The sequence below is a fragment of the Parafrankia colletiae genome, assembly GCF_001854655.1.
In the GTDB taxonomy this organism is placed as follows: Bacteria; Actinomycetota; Actinomycetes; order Frankiales; family Frankiaceae; genus Parafrankia; species Parafrankia colletiae.
Genome location: NZ_MBLM01000112.1, coordinates 12351 through 27165 on the forward strand (window position 1 = coordinate 12351; position 14815 = coordinate 27165).

At 73.3% G+C, this 14815-nt stretch carries 12 protein-coding genes; 9 read left to right on the forward strand and 3 right to left on the reverse strand.

Annotated elements, in window-relative coordinates:
• Positions 1 to 18 precede the first annotated feature (18 nt).
• The 4 genes from CC117_RS14590 to CC117_RS14605 are packed head-to-tail and all read left to right on the forward strand — an operon-like array spanning position 19 to position 4398.
• Positions 19 to 846: a class I SAM-dependent methyltransferase gene (locus CC117_RS14590; RefSeq protein ID WP_157905409.1), complete on the forward strand. Its 828-nt coding sequence runs from the start codon at positions 19 to 21 to the stop codon at positions 844 to 846.
• A 33-nt stretch (positions 847 to 879) separates the two neighbouring features.
• A complete protein-coding gene (locus CC117_RS14595) occupies positions 880 to 1305 on the forward strand; it encodes an allene oxide cyclase barrel-like domain-containing protein (protein WP_071084438.1) in 426 nt (141 codons plus the stop codon).
• 4 nt (positions 1306 to 1309) lie between these two features.
• A complete protein-coding gene (locus CC117_RS14600; RefSeq protein WP_071084440.1) occupies positions 1310 to 2356 on the forward strand; it encodes a 3-oxoacyl-ACP synthase III family protein in 1047 nt (348 codons plus the stop codon).
• Positions 2353 to 4398, forward strand: coding sequence for an HAD-IIIC family phosphatase (locus CC117_RS14605; RefSeq protein ID WP_071084442.1), 2046 nt, complete (start codon positions 2353 to 2355; stop codon positions 4396 to 4398). The genes CC117_RS14600 and CC117_RS14605 overlap by 4 nt, the downstream gene beginning before the upstream one ends.
• Here CC117_RS14605 and CC117_RS14610 read toward each other — a convergent pair.
• The gene (locus CC117_RS14610) at positions 4324 to 4989 is read right to left on the reverse strand and encodes a TetR/AcrR family transcriptional regulator (RefSeq protein WP_241830106.1); all 666 of its coding nucleotides are present in this window, start codon (positions 4987 to 4989) and stop codon (positions 4324 to 4326) included. The two genes, CC117_RS14605 and CC117_RS14610, sit on opposite strands and share 75 nt — an antisense overlap.
• Positions 4990 to 5110: 121 nt before the next feature.
• Between CC117_RS14610 and CC117_RS14615 the strand changes: the two genes are divergently transcribed.
• Together CC117_RS14615 and CC117_RS14620 are read left to right on the forward strand one after the other, a co-directional pair.
• Positions 5111 to 6769: an MFS transporter gene (locus CC117_RS14615; RefSeq protein ID WP_071084444.1), complete on the forward strand. Its 1659-nt coding sequence runs from the start codon at positions 5111 to 5113 to the stop codon at positions 6767 to 6769.
• 100 nt (positions 6770 to 6869) lie between these two features.
• Positions 6870 to 7940, forward strand: coding sequence for an LLM class flavin-dependent oxidoreductase (locus CC117_RS14620; RefSeq protein WP_241830107.1), 1071 nt, complete (start codon positions 6870 to 6872; stop codon positions 7938 to 7940).
• A 156-nt stretch (positions 7941 to 8096) separates the two neighbouring features.
• Here the strand turns inward: CC117_RS14620 and CC117_RS14625 are convergent, their stop codons facing one another.
• Positions 8097 to 11189: a helix-turn-helix transcriptional regulator gene (locus tag CC117_RS14625; protein WP_071084446.1), complete on the reverse strand. Its 3093-nt coding sequence runs from the start codon at positions 11187 to 11189 to the stop codon at positions 8097 to 8099.
• A 370-nt stretch (positions 11190 to 11559) separates the two neighbouring features.
• Complete coding sequence (locus tag CC117_RS14630) at positions 11560 to 12330, reverse strand: AfsR/SARP family transcriptional regulator (protein WP_071084449.1); 771 nt, start codon at positions 12328 to 12330, stop codon at positions 11560 to 11562.
• A gap of 309 nt (positions 12331 to 12639) precedes the next feature.
• Between CC117_RS14630 and CC117_RS14635 the strand changes: the two genes are divergently transcribed.
• The 3 genes from CC117_RS14635 to CC117_RS14645 are packed head-to-tail and all read left to right on the forward strand — an operon-like array spanning position 12640 to position 14815.
• Positions 12640 to 12867: an acyl carrier protein gene (locus CC117_RS14635; protein WP_071084451.1), complete on the forward strand. Its 228-nt coding sequence runs from the start codon at positions 12640 to 12642 to the stop codon at positions 12865 to 12867.
• A complete protein-coding gene (locus CC117_RS14640; protein ID WP_084132123.1) occupies positions 12864 to 13742 on the forward strand; it encodes a 2-oxo acid dehydrogenase subunit E2 in 879 nt (292 codons plus the stop codon). Before CC117_RS14635 ends, CC117_RS14640 begins: the two co-directional genes overlap by 4 nt.
• Positions 13739 to 14815, forward strand: a complete 1077-nt coding sequence (locus CC117_RS14645; RefSeq protein ID WP_071084457.1) for an alpha/beta hydrolase — start codon at positions 13739 to 13741, stop codon at positions 14813 to 14815. Before CC117_RS14640 ends, CC117_RS14645 begins: the two co-directional genes overlap by 4 nt.

Sequence of the window (14815 nt, forward strand, 5' to 3'; positions counted from 1 at the left end):
GCTGCCTACGGCGCCGTGATGTCCGGCGGCGCGCCACGCACGTCAACCGCAGCGCTGCGCGCGGCGATGGTCGAGGAGATCCTCGCCGCTGGGCCGGTGTCCGCGCCGGTTGAGGCAGCGCTGCGCGCGGTACCACGGCACCGGTTCCTCCCCGACCTCCCCGTTGAGGAGGCGTACGCGGACCGGGCCACGGCCGGGCGGGGCGCCGGCCGGTGGGCACCGTCGCCGTCCACGCTCGCGACGATGCTGGATCAGCTGGGTGTCCTGCCCGGCGACCGGGTTCTGGAGGTCGGTGCCGCGGACGGGTACAGCACGGCCCTGATAGCCGAGCTGACCGGCCCGTCGGGCGTGGTCGTGTCCACGGATGTCGAGCCGGTGTCGTTGCGCGGGTACTGCGGCGACCGCTCCATCGTGGTGGCCGCCGATCTACAGGCCCGGCCACATGCACCCTTCAGCCGGGTCCTCGCCCATGCCGGGGTGAACCTGCGACCGGCGTTGATCGATGAAGTCTCCGAGGGTGGGCGGATTGTCATCCCGCTGCGGCTACGCGGCCTGGACCGCACGGTCAGCTTCGTCTGTGACCACGGTCGGCTGATCTCGCAGTCGATCCGCCCCATCCACATGGGACCGCGAGGCGCCCGGCGCACCGCAGCGATCCTCGCCGGCGGGGTGCGTCTCGACGCCACCGGCCACGACGTCGACGCCCGAAAGCTGCGCCACGCACTCTGCGGGGAACGCCACCTGATCCCGACCGGGGTGACCCTGCCCGCCRACCTCCTCGCGGGGTTGGATCTGTGGCTGGCCATCATCCGGCAGACCTACGGCCGGCTGGCATCGTGCGCTTAGCTCGCCTTTAGCGGCGCCTTCCATCCTGGGGCCATGTCACAGCAGCCCAGCGGTCTCATCATCATCGGCCCCCTCACCGAGGTGACCACCGAGCTCAAGCTTGGCGACGGGGTCCTCGGCGCGCCGAAGGTCGGTGACTACGGCACCTACCAGGACGATCTCATCGACGCGGACGACAAGAAGATCGGCGAGGTGTTCGGGCGCGCCGAGGGCGTGTACCAGCGTCCGTCCGACGGTCACCTCTTCAGCTGGTACGTCGAGGACATCACGCTGCCCGACGGCACAGCCACGTACGAGGGGCCGCTCGACGTCACCGCGGCGCAGTCCTCCGTCCTGCTGCGGTTCCCGATCATCGGTACCGGCGGCCGGTACGAGGGCCTGCTGGGTGTCCGCGAGGCGCGCGTGCTCAACCCCAAGCTCTACGTCGACGTGCGGTTCGTGTTCTTCCCCGAGGTCTGACCCGATGACCGGCCTTGAGGTTCACCTGCGCTCGGTCGGCACCGCGCTGCCCGGGCCCGCGATCGACAACGCCGCGCTCGCGCGGCGCTTCGGGCTCGGCGACGTGTGGGAGCAGTGGGTCGAGACGTTCCTCGGCACGCGCACCCGTCACCTCTCCGTCGACCTCAACACCGGCGAGGTCGACGGGTGGCTGGCCGACCTCGGCACGCTGGCGGGGCAGCGGGCGCTGGCCGCGGCGGGGGTCGCCGCCGGCGACGTCGACCTGCTCGTGCTCGCCACCTCCTCCCCCGACCAGCTGATGCCTGCCACGGTGAACGTCATCGCCGACCGGCTGGGCATCGACGGAATCCCGACCTTCCAGCTCCAGTCCGGCTGCTCGGGGGCGCTGCAGGCGCTCGACCTCGCCCGCCAGCTGCTGCTGGGCGGCCGGCACCGGACGGCGCTGGTGCTCGGCGGCGACGTGTCGGCCAAGCAGTGGGACCTCACGATCGACCCGCGCTCGGTGTCGCAGGGCGATCTCGTCAGCGCCGCGATGTTCGGGGACGGCATCGGCGCGGCCGTGCTGGGTGTCGGTGCCGAGGCCACGCCCGGTGCGGTGGTGCTGCGGGAGGTGCGGGTGCGCCTCGGCGGTCTGGGCCGGCCGTCCGGGCATGTCGTCGAGTGGTTCGGCATCGCCGACCGGGACCGGCTGCACGGCGGTGTCGCCGAGGACTACAAGGCTATCGAGGAGCTCGTTCCGGGCCTGGCCGAGCAGGTGCTCGGCGAGCTGCTCGACGACGTCGGCTGGAAGCGCTCCGAGATCGACTACCTGCTGCCGCCGCAGCTGTCCGGGCGGATGACCGCGAAGATCGTCGAGCAGTTGGCAGTCGAGGGGGCGGAGGAGGTCACCGTGGTGCCCGACACCGCCAACACCGGCAACGCGCTGCCGTTCTTCCAGCTCGAGCGGCTGCTGCCGCGGCTCGCCGCCGGCGAGCGGGCGGTGGCGGTGGCGATCGAGTCGAGCAAGTGGATCAGGTCCGCGTTCGCGCTGGAGAAGGCGGCGGCGCCGTGACCCCCGCGCCCGCCGTGCCCGCCGGGCGCACGACTGCCGACGAACTGACCGCGCTGGCGCGGGCGGGCGAGCTGGCACCCGCGTTCCCGCGGCTCGCCGGGCTGCTGGCGGACGCGACCGAGAACGAGTTGGCCCGCGCCGGTCGGCTGCTGGCCCGGCTCGACCCGGCCGACGTGCTGGCCGCGCATCCGGCGACGCCCACCGTCCGCATCGCCGTCACCGGGCACGGCACGCTCGCCCCGCTGGTACCGGCGCTCACCGGGGAGCTGGCCCGGCACGGCCTGCTGGCGATCCCCCGGCTCGGCGACTTCGACTCCTGGGTCTTCGAGCTGAGCGATCCCGGGAGCGCCCTGTACCAGCACAAGCCGGACCTGACCCTCGCCGTGCTCGACCCGGCGGTCGTGTTCGACGAGGTCGGGCTGCCGTGGGGGCCGGACGACGTCGCGCGGGTGATCGAGGAGAAGCTCGAGCTGATCGAGCGGCTGGTTGCGGGCTTCGCCGCGGCCGGCCGCGGCACGCTGGTACTCAACACCCTCCCGCTGCCGCGCCGGTACGCCGCCCAGCTGGTCGACCACCGGTCGCGGGCCCGGCTCGGAGCCGTGTGGCGGGCGGCCAACGCCCGGCTGCTCGGCCTCGCCGAGCGTGAGCCCGCCGTGGTCGTGCTGGACCTCGACCCGCTGCTGGCCGAGGGCGTCCGGGCCGTCGACCCGCGGCTCGCCACCTACGCGAAGGCCTACCTCTCCGGCGAGCTGCTGGCCGGCTACGCCCGGGAGGTCGGCCACCTGGYCCGCGGTGTGGCCGGACGGACCAGCAAGTGCCTCGTCCTCGACCTGGACGGCACGGTGTGGGGCGGCATCCTCGGCGACGACGGCATCGAGGGCATCGAGGTGGCCGACAGCTTCCGCGGCGAGGCGTTCCGGGCGTTCCAGCGCGTCGTCCGCCAGATCGGCTCGCAGGGGGTGCTGGTCGCCGCGGTCAGCAAGAACGAGGCGGCGAACGTGCGCGCCGCGCTCGCCGACCATGCGGGCATGACCCTGCGCGCGGACGACTTCGTGCGGGTCATCGCGAACTGGGAGCCGAAGCACGACAACCTGCGGGAACTGGCCGCCGGCCTGAACCTCGGGGTGGACAGCTTCGTGTTCGTGGACGACAGCGCCTACGAGCGTGGGCTGGTCCGCGAGACGCTGCCCGGTGTCGCCGTGGTGGCGGTGGACGAGGACCCGGCCGGCCACGTGGACGCGCTGCTGCGCGACGGCTGGTTCGACACCCGCGAGCTGACCGCGGAGGACCGGGCCCGGCCCGGCTCCTACCGGGCGGAGGCGGCCCGGCGGGAGTTCACCGCGTCGGCCTCCTCGCTGGAGGACTACCTGCGCGGGCTCGCCGTCGAGGTGTGGCTCGGGCCGGTGCGCGACGACGAGGTGCCGCGGGTCAGCCAGCTGACGCTGCGCACGAACCAGTTCCACACCGCGACGCGCCGGCTGCAGCAGGCCGAGCTGCGCGCGTACGCCGACACCCCCGGCAACGCCGTGCTCGCCGTCCGGTCACGGGACCGGTTCGGGGAGAACGGGCTGGTGGGAGCCGTCTTCCTGCGCCGGCAGGCCGGCACGGCGACCGAGGCCGACACCGTCGTGCTGGAGAACTTCCTGCTGAGCTGCCGGGTGTTCTCCCGCGGCATCGAACAGGCGGTGCTGGCCGCCGTGCTGCGCCACGCCCGCGAGGCCGGCGCCGCGACGCTCCTCGCCCGCTACCGGGCGACCGCGAAGAACGTCATCGTCGCCGACCTCTACCCGCGGCACGGCTTCGCCGGCCCGGGCGGGCCCGGCGGCGAGCAGACCTTCACGCACGACCTCGCCCGGCTGCCGGCCGTGCCGGACCACCTCACCCTGCACGACACCGTCACCCTGCCCGGCGCGACCACGCAGGCGGCGGCTGCCGCCCCGGGCCACCCCGCCCCGGGTGACCTTGGCCTACCGCCCGACCCTGCACAGGGCGAGCAGGACGTCGTCCACGACCGAGACCAGGTACGGGTCGGGGACAGGTGAGCCGTCCACCATCGACCGGCGCAGCACCATGGCCGGGCCTATCTCCGCCACCAGCGGCGACACGGCCGCCGGCCGGACCTCACCGTGTGCGGCACCCGCCTCCAGGACCTCGAGGATGCGGCGCTCGCACGGCCCCATCACCAGATCGCCGATCAGTGACTGGCAGTCGGCACCAGAGTCCACAGCCGCCATCTGCAGCACCGAACCGTGGGTCGAGTTGACCGTCCGCTGCACGCAGCCGAGCACGGCCAGCAGGTCCAGCCGCAGGTCACCGGTGAGCACGATGGCGTCGGGCGTCGGCAGCACATGGCGGACGGTGGCGAGCACCAGGTCCTCCTTGCTCGGCCACCGGCGGTAGAGAGCCGCCTTGCCGGTGTGCGCCGCGGCCGCGACGCCGTCCATTGTCAGGCGGGCGTAGCCGACCGAGGCGAGCTGGTCGAGCACCGCCTCGAAGATCGCCGCCTCGAGCGCCGAGCCACGGCGGCGGGTCGGCACCGGCGCTCCGCTGGTCGCCGAAGGCGACAGTGCCCCGTTGGTCGCCCGTGGCGACAGTGCCCCGTTGGTCGCCGCAGGCGACGGAGCGGCCGTCACACCACACACCTCCCCCTACCTGGTCACCAGGTCGTTGCCGTCGGCGATCCACTGCCTCTATAGTAGACGTGATCGTTCCTTAAACGCGCTACCCGAGGGTGGCCGCTGCTTGGAGGTACCAGTGTCCACGTCAACGACACCGGGCGCGGAGGTACGCGCGCCTGGCGGCGGGTTCACCCGCCGACCGGGGATCGCACTGGTCGTGATCGCCATCTCCGAGCTGATGGTCGCCCTGGACGCGACGATCGTGAACGTCTCGCTGCCGAACATCCAGAAGGACATGGGCTTCTCCGCCACCGATCTGTCCTGGGTGCCGAACGCCTACACGCTCGCGGCCGGCGGTCTGCTGCTCCTCGGCGGCCGGATCGGCGACATCTACGGCCGCCGCCGGGTCTTCCTCACCGGCGTCGCCGTGTTCACCCTCACCTCGGTCCTGGCCGGCCTCGCTCCCGACGCGGGCTGGCTGCTGGCCGCGCGGGCGCTGCAGGGGGCCGGCGCCGCGCTCACCGCACCGAACGCGCTCGCGCTGATCGCCACGAACTTCCGGGCGGGGCCGGAGCGCGACCGCGCAGTCGGCGTGTACGCGGCGGTGACCGGTTCCGGCGCCGTGATCGGCATGATCGGCGGCGGCATGATCAGCACCTGGGCGTCCTGGCCGTGGGTCTTCTTCATCAACGTGCCCATCGGCATCCTGGTGCTGGTGCTCGCACCGCGGTTCCTCAGCGAGGCCGCGCGCACCCCGCACCGCCTCGACCTGCCGGGGGCCTTCACCTCGACGCTCGGCGTCGGTGCCCTGGTGTACGGGCTCGTCCGGGCCGCCTCGGACGGCTGGAGCGACGGCCAGGYGCTGATCGCCTTCGCCGTCGCCGTCGTGCTGCTGGCGGCCTTCCTCATCATCGAGCCCCGCACGCGGGAAGCCCTGACCCCGCTGTACCTGTTCCTGAACCGCAACCGCTCCGGCGCCTACGCCGTGAACCTGCTGATGATCGCCAGCATGCTCGGGATGCTGTTCTTCCAGACCCAGTTCTTCCAGGAGGTGCTCGGGTTCAGCCCGCTGCGCACCGGCCTGGCCTTCCTCCCGATGACGCTGGTGATGCTGCCGGCGACCCAGCTCGCGGCACAGCTGATGATGCGGGTCGGCCCACGCCCCGTGGTGTCCGCCGGTGCCCTGGTCGCCGCCGGGGCCGCGATCTGGCTGGTCCAGGGCATCTCACCGGACAGCGGTTACGTCGACACCATTCTCGGCCCGCTGCTGCTCATCGGCCTGGGCATCGGGCTGATGATGGTGCCGCTGACGGCGGTGGCCGTCTACGGCATCCGCCCGGAGCAGGCCGGCGCCGGTTCCAGCCTGCTCAACGTCACCACCCAGGTCGGCGGCACCCTGGGCCTCGCGATCCTGGTCACGGCGTTCGGGACCGCGAGCCGTGACGCGGCGCGGTCCCCGGTCGGCGACACGCCTACCGACCAGGCCCACTACGTGCTGTCCGAGGGCATCGTCGGCGCGTTCCGGCTCGCCGCGATCTTCCTGGTGGTCGCGACGGTGGTGGCGATCGTCGTGATCAACGCGAAGGCGTCCGAGCTCAGCTCGGCGGACCCGCACGCACTCGCCGTCGGAGCGGCCGACGCGACCACGCCGGACACGGACCTGCCGGACACGAACCTGCCGGAGCAGGCCGTGCCGGGCCCGGGGGCCACCCCCGCCGGCGCGACCAGCGGCACCGGAGCGACCAGCGGTGTTGCGCGCACCGCGGCGACGGACGCCGCGACACCGAGCGCCTAGCCGGCCGGCGGCCGGGCCAGCCTCTCCGGCCCGCCCCTCGCGGGCCCGCCTGCCGCCCGGCCGGGAACGCGCGACCGACGATCTGAAGGGAACCACGACCTTGCCCGACGCACCGTCCCCTGCCCGCCGACCGACGTTGTCCGTGCTGGACATCGCGCCGGTGATGAGCGGCACGTCTCCGTCCACGACGCTGAGCAACACGCTCGACCTGGCCCGGCGGACAGAGGCCCTCGGCTACCACCGCTACTGGCTCGCCGAGCACCACAACACGCCGAGTATCGCGAGCTCGTCGCCCGCCGTCCTCATCGGCCAGATCGCCGCCGCGACGTCGACGCTGCGGGTCGGTGCCGGCGGGGTCATGCTGCCCAACCACCAGCCCCTCGTCGTCGCCGAGCAGTTCGGCACGTTGGCCGCGTTCCACCCCGGCCGGATCGATCTCGGCCTCGGCCGGGCGGCGGGCACCGACCCGCTGACCGCCCAGGCTCTCCAGCGTGGCGGCGGGCAGCCGCGCGGGGACACCTTCGGCGCGCAGATCAGCGAGGTGCTGGGCTTCCTCGGCGCCCCTGGCGGCGGCAGGCGGGGGCCGGTGGCCGCCTACCCACAGGCGGAGACCCCGCCACCGGTGTGGGTGCTGGGGTCCAGCCCGAACGGCGCGCGGCTCGCCGCCGAGCTCGGCCTGCCGTTCGCCACCGCGCACCATTTCAGCCCGCAGAACACCGTGAACGCGGTGACCGCCTATCGCCGCTCGTTCCGGTCGACCGGCAACCTCGCCGCGCCGTACGCGGTCGTCGCCGCCGTCGTGATCGTCGGAGAGGACGACGCGCAGGCGCTCCGGCTCGCCAGCTCGGTGGAGATCGCCCATCTGGAGCTGTTCACCGGCAATCTCGGCCCCTACCTGAGCCCCGAGGAGGCCGACCGGGCGCCGTACTCCCCCCAGCAGCGCCAGATCGCCCGGGAGTCGTTCGCACCGCAGCTCATCGGTGGTCCCGAGACCGTCCGCCGCCGTGCGCTGGAGTTGCTCGCGGCCTCCGGCGCGGACGAGCTGATGGCCCTGACGATCGTGCACGACCACACCGCCCGGGTCCGCTCCTACGAGCTGCTCGCGCAGGCGCTCGCGGGCGGGCCCGCCGCCGTGTCGAGCCAGCCGGCCGCCGCACTCGGCGCCGGCTGACCCGGTCCGGGGGAGATCGTGGCACCGGCCCCACCGCGGCGAGGTCACCCGTCCCTGCCCCGACGGCTGGATCGCGCCGGACGGCGCGGCACCAGGATCTCTCCCGGGCCCCCGCGGCGGTCCCCTGCCGCGGTTGAGGGGCCCGGCCGGCCCGGCTCAGCCGAGTTCGCTCATCAGCCGGGCCAGCGCGGCGCGGGACGGAACGTTCAGCTTCCGGTAGATCCGGGTCAGGTGCACGTCAACGGTGCGCGGGCTGAGGTGGAGCTCCGCCGCGATGTCCCGGGTCTTCTTACCCGTCCCCGCGATCCCGGCGATCTCCCGCTCCCGCTCGGTGAGGACGGACAGCGGGGACTCGGCGGCCCGCCCGGCGCGGGTGCCGGTCCCGCGCTCGGCGCCGGCCTGGTCGGCGGCGACCTGCGCGAGGCGGCGCTGCTCCTTGTCGGCCTCCTCGTAGATGCTCGTCGCCCCGCACTGCCGGGCCAGCTCGCGGGCCCGCTGGAGCATCATGGCCGCGTCCTCGCCCCGGCCGGTCGCGGCGGCGCACCGGGCCGCCAGGGTGAGCGCCCACGCCTCGAGGTAGATCATCCCGGCGGCGGCGAACGACGACGCCGCTGCCTCGTACAGCTCGGCTGCGGCCGCTGGCCCCAGCTGGGCGCGCACGACATGCGCGTGCACCGTGCGCGCGTAGCCGTGCTCGCAGGACACCCCCAGGGCGTCGGCGTCCGGCCGCTCGTCGAGCTGCTCGACCCAGCCCGGCGCCGGCCGGCTGCTCTGGATGTGTTCCAGGCCGGTCATCAGCAGTTCCTGGAAGGCCGAGCGCAGGAACGGGGGCACTGACGGAAGGTCCGGCCCGCCGCCGGCGGTGACCAGCAGCCCGACGCAGCGCTCCGGGTCCCCGGCGATGGTGGCCGCGTTCGCCAGCGAGATCGTGGCGATGTAGCTCCACCAGGAGCCGCTGCCCCRCAGAGTGTCGACCGCCTGCTCGGCGAGCGACACCGCGCGGGCGGCCCGCGGCTCCGTCCAGGAGCTGCACAGGGAGGCCAGCGCCAGCGCCAGCCCGCGAATGTGGTGTGCGTCGATCTCCCGGGCGACGTCCCGGGCCTCTCCCGCGGCCTGCTGCGCCTCGGTGAGCCGTCCCACCCGGTAGCACGTCACGCTGAGCCCGACCAGCAGCAACGGCCGGATGTGCCGCTGGCCGCCGCGCACGGACAGCGCCATCCCACGCCGGAAGTGCCGTTCGGCGCCGACGGTGCGGCCCAGGTAGGTCTCCGTCCAGGCCAGGGCGGCGATGTACTCGGGGTGACGCGCGAGTTCCGTGTCGGGCAGCCCGTCCACCAGTGGCGCGCAGGACGTCACGGTGCGCAGCGCGCCCGCCTTGTCGCCACTCAGGCTCGCGTTGAGGCCCGCCAGCGCCAGCGCGCCGACCAGCGCGGTCCGGTCGCCCAGGGCCCGCGCCGTGGCGACGGCGGAGGCGACGTCGGCCTCGCAGGTCAGCCTGCCGTCGAAGACTCCGACGATCCCCTGGGCGGTGATGAGCCGCAGTGCGTGCGCCGGGCGGTCGCGCGCGCCGAGATCGAGCTCCGCGGCGACCAGCGCGCGAGCCTCCTCGTACCGGCCGAGCAGGCATTCCATCAGGGCGCAGAAGGTCACCGCCGCGACCCGCGTCCCCGGTGACTCCGCCGGGGACGCCCGCAGGACCTCGTGCAGGATCTCCCGGCTCTCCGCCAGCCGTCCCGACACGCCGAGCGCCTGCGCGAGCAGCAGCCGCAGCTCCAGCTCACGCCCGGGGTCGGCGACGTTGCCCCGGGCGTTCCGCGGCAGCACCCGCAGCGCGACCCGCAGCCACCGCGCCGCCAGCCGCGGGTCGGACTTCACCGCGTCCTGCGCCGCCCGGGTGAGCACGGCGAGGTCGTCGGCGTCGGGGCCGGCGAGCGACCGCTCGATGTGCACCGCGACCTCACCGGCCGGCGCGCCCTGTCCGACCAGCAGCGTCCGGGCCCGCCGGTGCGCCAGCACCCGCCAGCACGGGTCGATGTTCGCGTAGACGACCATCCGCAGGAACGCATGGCGGAAGCAGTACAGCGGGGTGCCCTCGACCGGGCGCAGAGCATCCCGCCGGACGAGCTCGGTGAGCGCCGCGCAGGTGGTGTCGACGTCGAGATCCGCGACGGCGGCGAGGCCCGGCAGGTCGAACCGGTCTCCGAGCACGGCCGCGGCGTCGATGACTCCGCCCTGGACACCGCCCTGAAGGGGCGGGTCGCCGAGGACCAGCGCCATGTACCGGTCGAAGACGGCGTCACCGACCGGCAGCCGCAACGCCGACCCGGTGTGCGCACCGGCCCGTGCCAGCGCGAGCAGGTAGAGCGGGTTGCCGCTGCTGTCGCGGTGCAGGTCACGCAGCCGCTGGCTGCGCGCCGGCAGCCCGGCGACCGCGGCCGCCTCGGCCAGCGAGAGGCCCCGCAGTTCCAGGCGTTCGACCGTGCCGAGCGCCACGCCGCGGGCCAGGCTGCTGCGCAGCCGGGCGGATGCCTGTCGGCTGCGGTGCGCGACGACCACCAGCAACGGCGCCTCGACCGGGCGCCGGATCAGGTAGTCGAGGAACTCCACCGAGCTCTCGTCGGCGCAGTGGACGTCGTCGAGGACGAGCAGCAGCCCGCCGGCGGCCATCCGCTCCAGCATCGTCCGAGCGGCCCGGTACAGGGAGAACCTGGCCGAGTCCGCGGTGATCAGCGGGACCTCGGCGACGCCCGGCGCGCCCTGCGGGCCGAGGTTGCGGGCCAGCACGTCGGCGGTCAGCGGCGGCAGCGCGGCGAGCATCTCGGGGGTGAGTCGTTCCGCGAGCATGCCCGCGAACGCGCCGAACGGGACGTCGCGCTCGAACTCGGTGCACTGCTCGGAGAGCACGGTGACACCCTGGCCGCGTGCGTGCCGCTCGATCTCGGCGAGCAGGAACGTCTTGCCGATGCCCGGCTCACCGGAGATCTCCAGGATCCGGCCGGCCGCGCCGGGGACGGGCCGGCGAAGCCGGTCGACCTCCCGCACGACCCGCTCCCGGTCAGCCGCTCGCCCGGTGACCGCGCCGGCGGCCACCGGGCCCGGCCGGTCGGGACGGTCCGGCCGGTCCGCCGGGCTCGCCTCCTCGTTGCCGGCGCGAGCGCGGGTGAGACTCGCGGTCGCGTGGGGGTTCGCCGCCCGGCCGCCGGGTGAGCGGTCGGACGGTGCTCGGCTGATCGTGTCGACGCGGCTCACAGCGGAACAACGCTCCCTTCGCCGAAGTTACCGCCCGGCTGGTCGTCCGTCTCGGCGCTCGCGGGCCAGTGCGGTGGTGGCTGGTCCCCCACGACGAGATGTGGCCGCGCACGAACCACGRCAGCGGGCGGTACGATCGCCTACCGAGCAGACTGTGCGGCGCGGAGCAGACTGTGCGCGCGAACTACGCGGCGATCTGACAACAGAGCGAAGACGCGCCATGCACTCCGTAGCAGTCATGACGCTTGGTCAGGATCCGGAACCGGCCCATGGGCAGTGACGCTACCTTCCCCCGGCGTGATGTGCTGGAATTTTACCTCTTTCCCGATCGACGTGGTGGTAATCACGTAGCATGGCGGCACCCTGACGCTCAGCCAGCCCTCCGCAGGTCCAGCCGACCGTCGGCGGCGAGGATGGCGTCGTGCAGCTCGCGCAGCGGCAGCCCCGGGTCCAGGCCCAGGTCACCGCGCAGGATGTCGCGCACGCGACCATAGGCGCGCAGGGCGTCCGCCTGCCGTTCGGAACGGTAGAGAGCTAGCATGAGCTGACGGTGAAATGATTCACGCTGCGGATGCTCGGCCGTCAGGGAATAAAGTTGGCCGACCAGTTCGCGATGCCGCCCGAGCAACAGCGCCGAATCGATTCGGGCCTCCACGCATTCGAGGCGCATTTCCTCGATCCAGGTGACGAACGCGGAGATCATTGCGCTGTCCCGGAGATCCGCGAGCACCGGCCCGCGGCCGATCCGCAGAGCGGCGTCGAAGTTCTCGACGGCTTCGGCATGCCGACCGGCACGGGCGTCGGTGCGACCACGCTGCATGAACCTCTGGAAATCGTGGAGATCGATTTCGTCGTCCCCCCGCATCAGCTGGTAGCCACCGGGGCGGGTACCGATCGGGTTGCCCGACACGTTCGGTCTGAGCAGAAATTTTCGCAGCTGCGACACGTACACGTGCACTGCCGCCGTGGCGCGCCGAGGCGGCTCGCAGTCCCAGATCTCCTCCATCAGCCGGTCGACGGTGACGAGCTGGTCAGCCCGGATGAGCAGGACTGACAGCAGGATCTTCACCTTGCGAGCGCCGATCGTCGGGCTTCCGGGCTTCCCGAGAACCCGCAGGGGTCCTAGTACCTCGTATCTCACGATCCGGCTCTCTTTCGACCGATGAAACAGGCAAACGAACCGCCCGGGACGGCAGGCAGCACATCCCGGRATGCAGGTGAAGATGTCCGGTGGCCGGACCGACGCGCGAAGCAGGCGAGCCCATCGTCACACATGGGCCAACACACCACATCCGAGAAACTACGTACTTCTGCCGTCCGGCATCCGCCATGTCGCCGCCGAGCCCGACCGCAATGTGACGCCAGTCACCGGTTCAGCGGCCAGGCAATTAGCCGCGCTTTAGCGGGTGCACGCAGCATGCGGTCGACCGACCCCGACGGAGGACGACGTATGGACAGCATCGAGGACTTCCTGGACCTCGTCCGTGACGAGCTGGGTATCCCGGTGGCGACGCCGGAGGCGGGCACGGCCTTCGACGACCTCGCCGGCTGGGACTCCGTCCACCTGCTTGCCCTGGCCACCGCACTGGAACGGGAGACCGGCCGGCGGCTGTCGCTGCCCGAGGTACTGGAGACCACCAGCCTGGCGGAGCTGTACCAGCTCGCGGCGAGCCGATGAGCCCGCGCGGTCGGGCGCCGGCCACCACGTCCCCCGCAGCCGCTGTGGACGTCCGCCTCATCCGCCGGGAACGCCGGCACACCCTGTACTTCCTCGGCGACCTGCGCCGGTTCTCCGCCGTCCACCTCGACACCGAGGTGGACATGGGCGCGGTGCTGCGACACCGGGCGACCGCGGCACACGCGGGCCGGCGGTACTCGGTCGTCAGCTACGTCCTGCACGCCGGCGGCCGGACGCTGGCGGCACACCCGGAGGCGAACGCGGCGATCGGTGGCCGGCTTCGACAGAAGATCGCGAGATTCACCTCGGTCAGCGGAAAGCTGACCCTGGACCGGACCCTGTCCGGGCAGCGGGTCGTGCTGGCCGCCGTGCTCCCGGGCCTGGAGCAGGCGACGCTCGACGAGATCCAGGCGGTGGTCGACCAGTACCGGGACGGTGACCCGGAGACGATGCCGCAGTTCGCCGGCACCCGGGCCCTGCACCGGCTGCCCGCACCCGTGGCCCGTGCCGCCTACCGGCGTGCATCCAGCCCGCTGGCCCGGCGCGCGGCGGTGCGCGGGACCTTCTCCGTGACCTCGCTCGGGCACCGCCCGGTGGACGGGTTCCACTCCGTCGGCGGCACCACGATCACCCTCGGCGTCGGTCAGATCGCCGAGCGCCCGGTGGTTCGCGGTGGCGCGGTGACGACCGCCCCGCTGCTGCGCCTCAGCCTGACCTTCGACCATCGGGTGATCGACGGCGCGGAGGCCGCCGACGTGCTGGCCGACCTGCGCACAGCCCTGGAGACCTTCGGCGCGGCGGAGGACGGCGACACGGACGCGACCGGCGCGAGCAACGGCGTGCCGGACGACGCGCTGGAAGGACTGCCCCGATGAGCGACGTGGCGCAGCTGCGGGAGTACGCGCTGGTCCACGCCCGGAGCCAGGGGATCGGCGCGGACGTCTACGGACCGGTGCTCGACAGCATCGACAACGACGTGGACGGCGCCGAGGGCTCGTGGGCGCTCGCGTGGAGCCGGGTCGCCGCCGACGCCGAGCGCCGCGGCGAGCTGCTCGACGCCGTCCGGCTCTACAACCTGGCCCGGTTCCCCTATGTGGACGGCCCGGTGCGCCAGGAGGCGCACGCCCGGGCGGTCGCGGCGTTCGACGCCTGGCGCCAGGCCACCACCGACATCCAGTCCCTGGAGCTGGACCTGCCCGGCGGACGCATCCGGGCGTGGAGCGCCGGGCTGTCCGCCACCGAGCGCCGGCCACTGGTGATCCTGATGGGCGGCATCGTCAGCACCAAGGAGAGCCACGCGCCGGCGCTCACCGACGCGGACGTGCTCGGGGTGGCCGCGATCGCGACCGAGATCCCCGGGATCGGCGAGAACGGCCTGGCCTACGGCCCGGAGAGCTGGCGGATGCTGCCCGATCTGCTGGACGCCGTCGCGGACCGGGCCGACGTGACCGACACCTACGCGCTGACGCTGAGCTTCAGCGGCCACCTGGCCCTGCGCGCGGCCGCCGCCGACCCTCGCATCCGCGGCGTGGTGACGACGGGCGCGCCCGTGCACGACTTCTTCACCGACGCCGACTGGCTGGCCCAGGTCCCGCGGATCACCCTGGACACCCTCGCCCACCTGACCGGGGCCAAGGTCGCCGACCTGCCCCACCACCTGCGCGGCTGGGCCATCACGGACGAACTGCTGGCCGGCCTCGGTATCCCCGTCGCCTACGCCGCGAGCCTGCGCGACGAGATCATCCCGCCCGGTGACGTCGCCCGGCTCCGCCGCCTGCTGCGGCGGCTGGAGGTGCTGGAGAAGGACGACGTGCACGGATCCCCGCGGCATGTGGACGAGGTCCGTCTCTGGACGGTTCTCACCCTGCTGCGGTTCCGGGGCGTCACCGGTCCCGTCGTCGACGGGCTGACCGCCGCGCTCGAGGCGGCCCGTACTAAGGAGCACTGA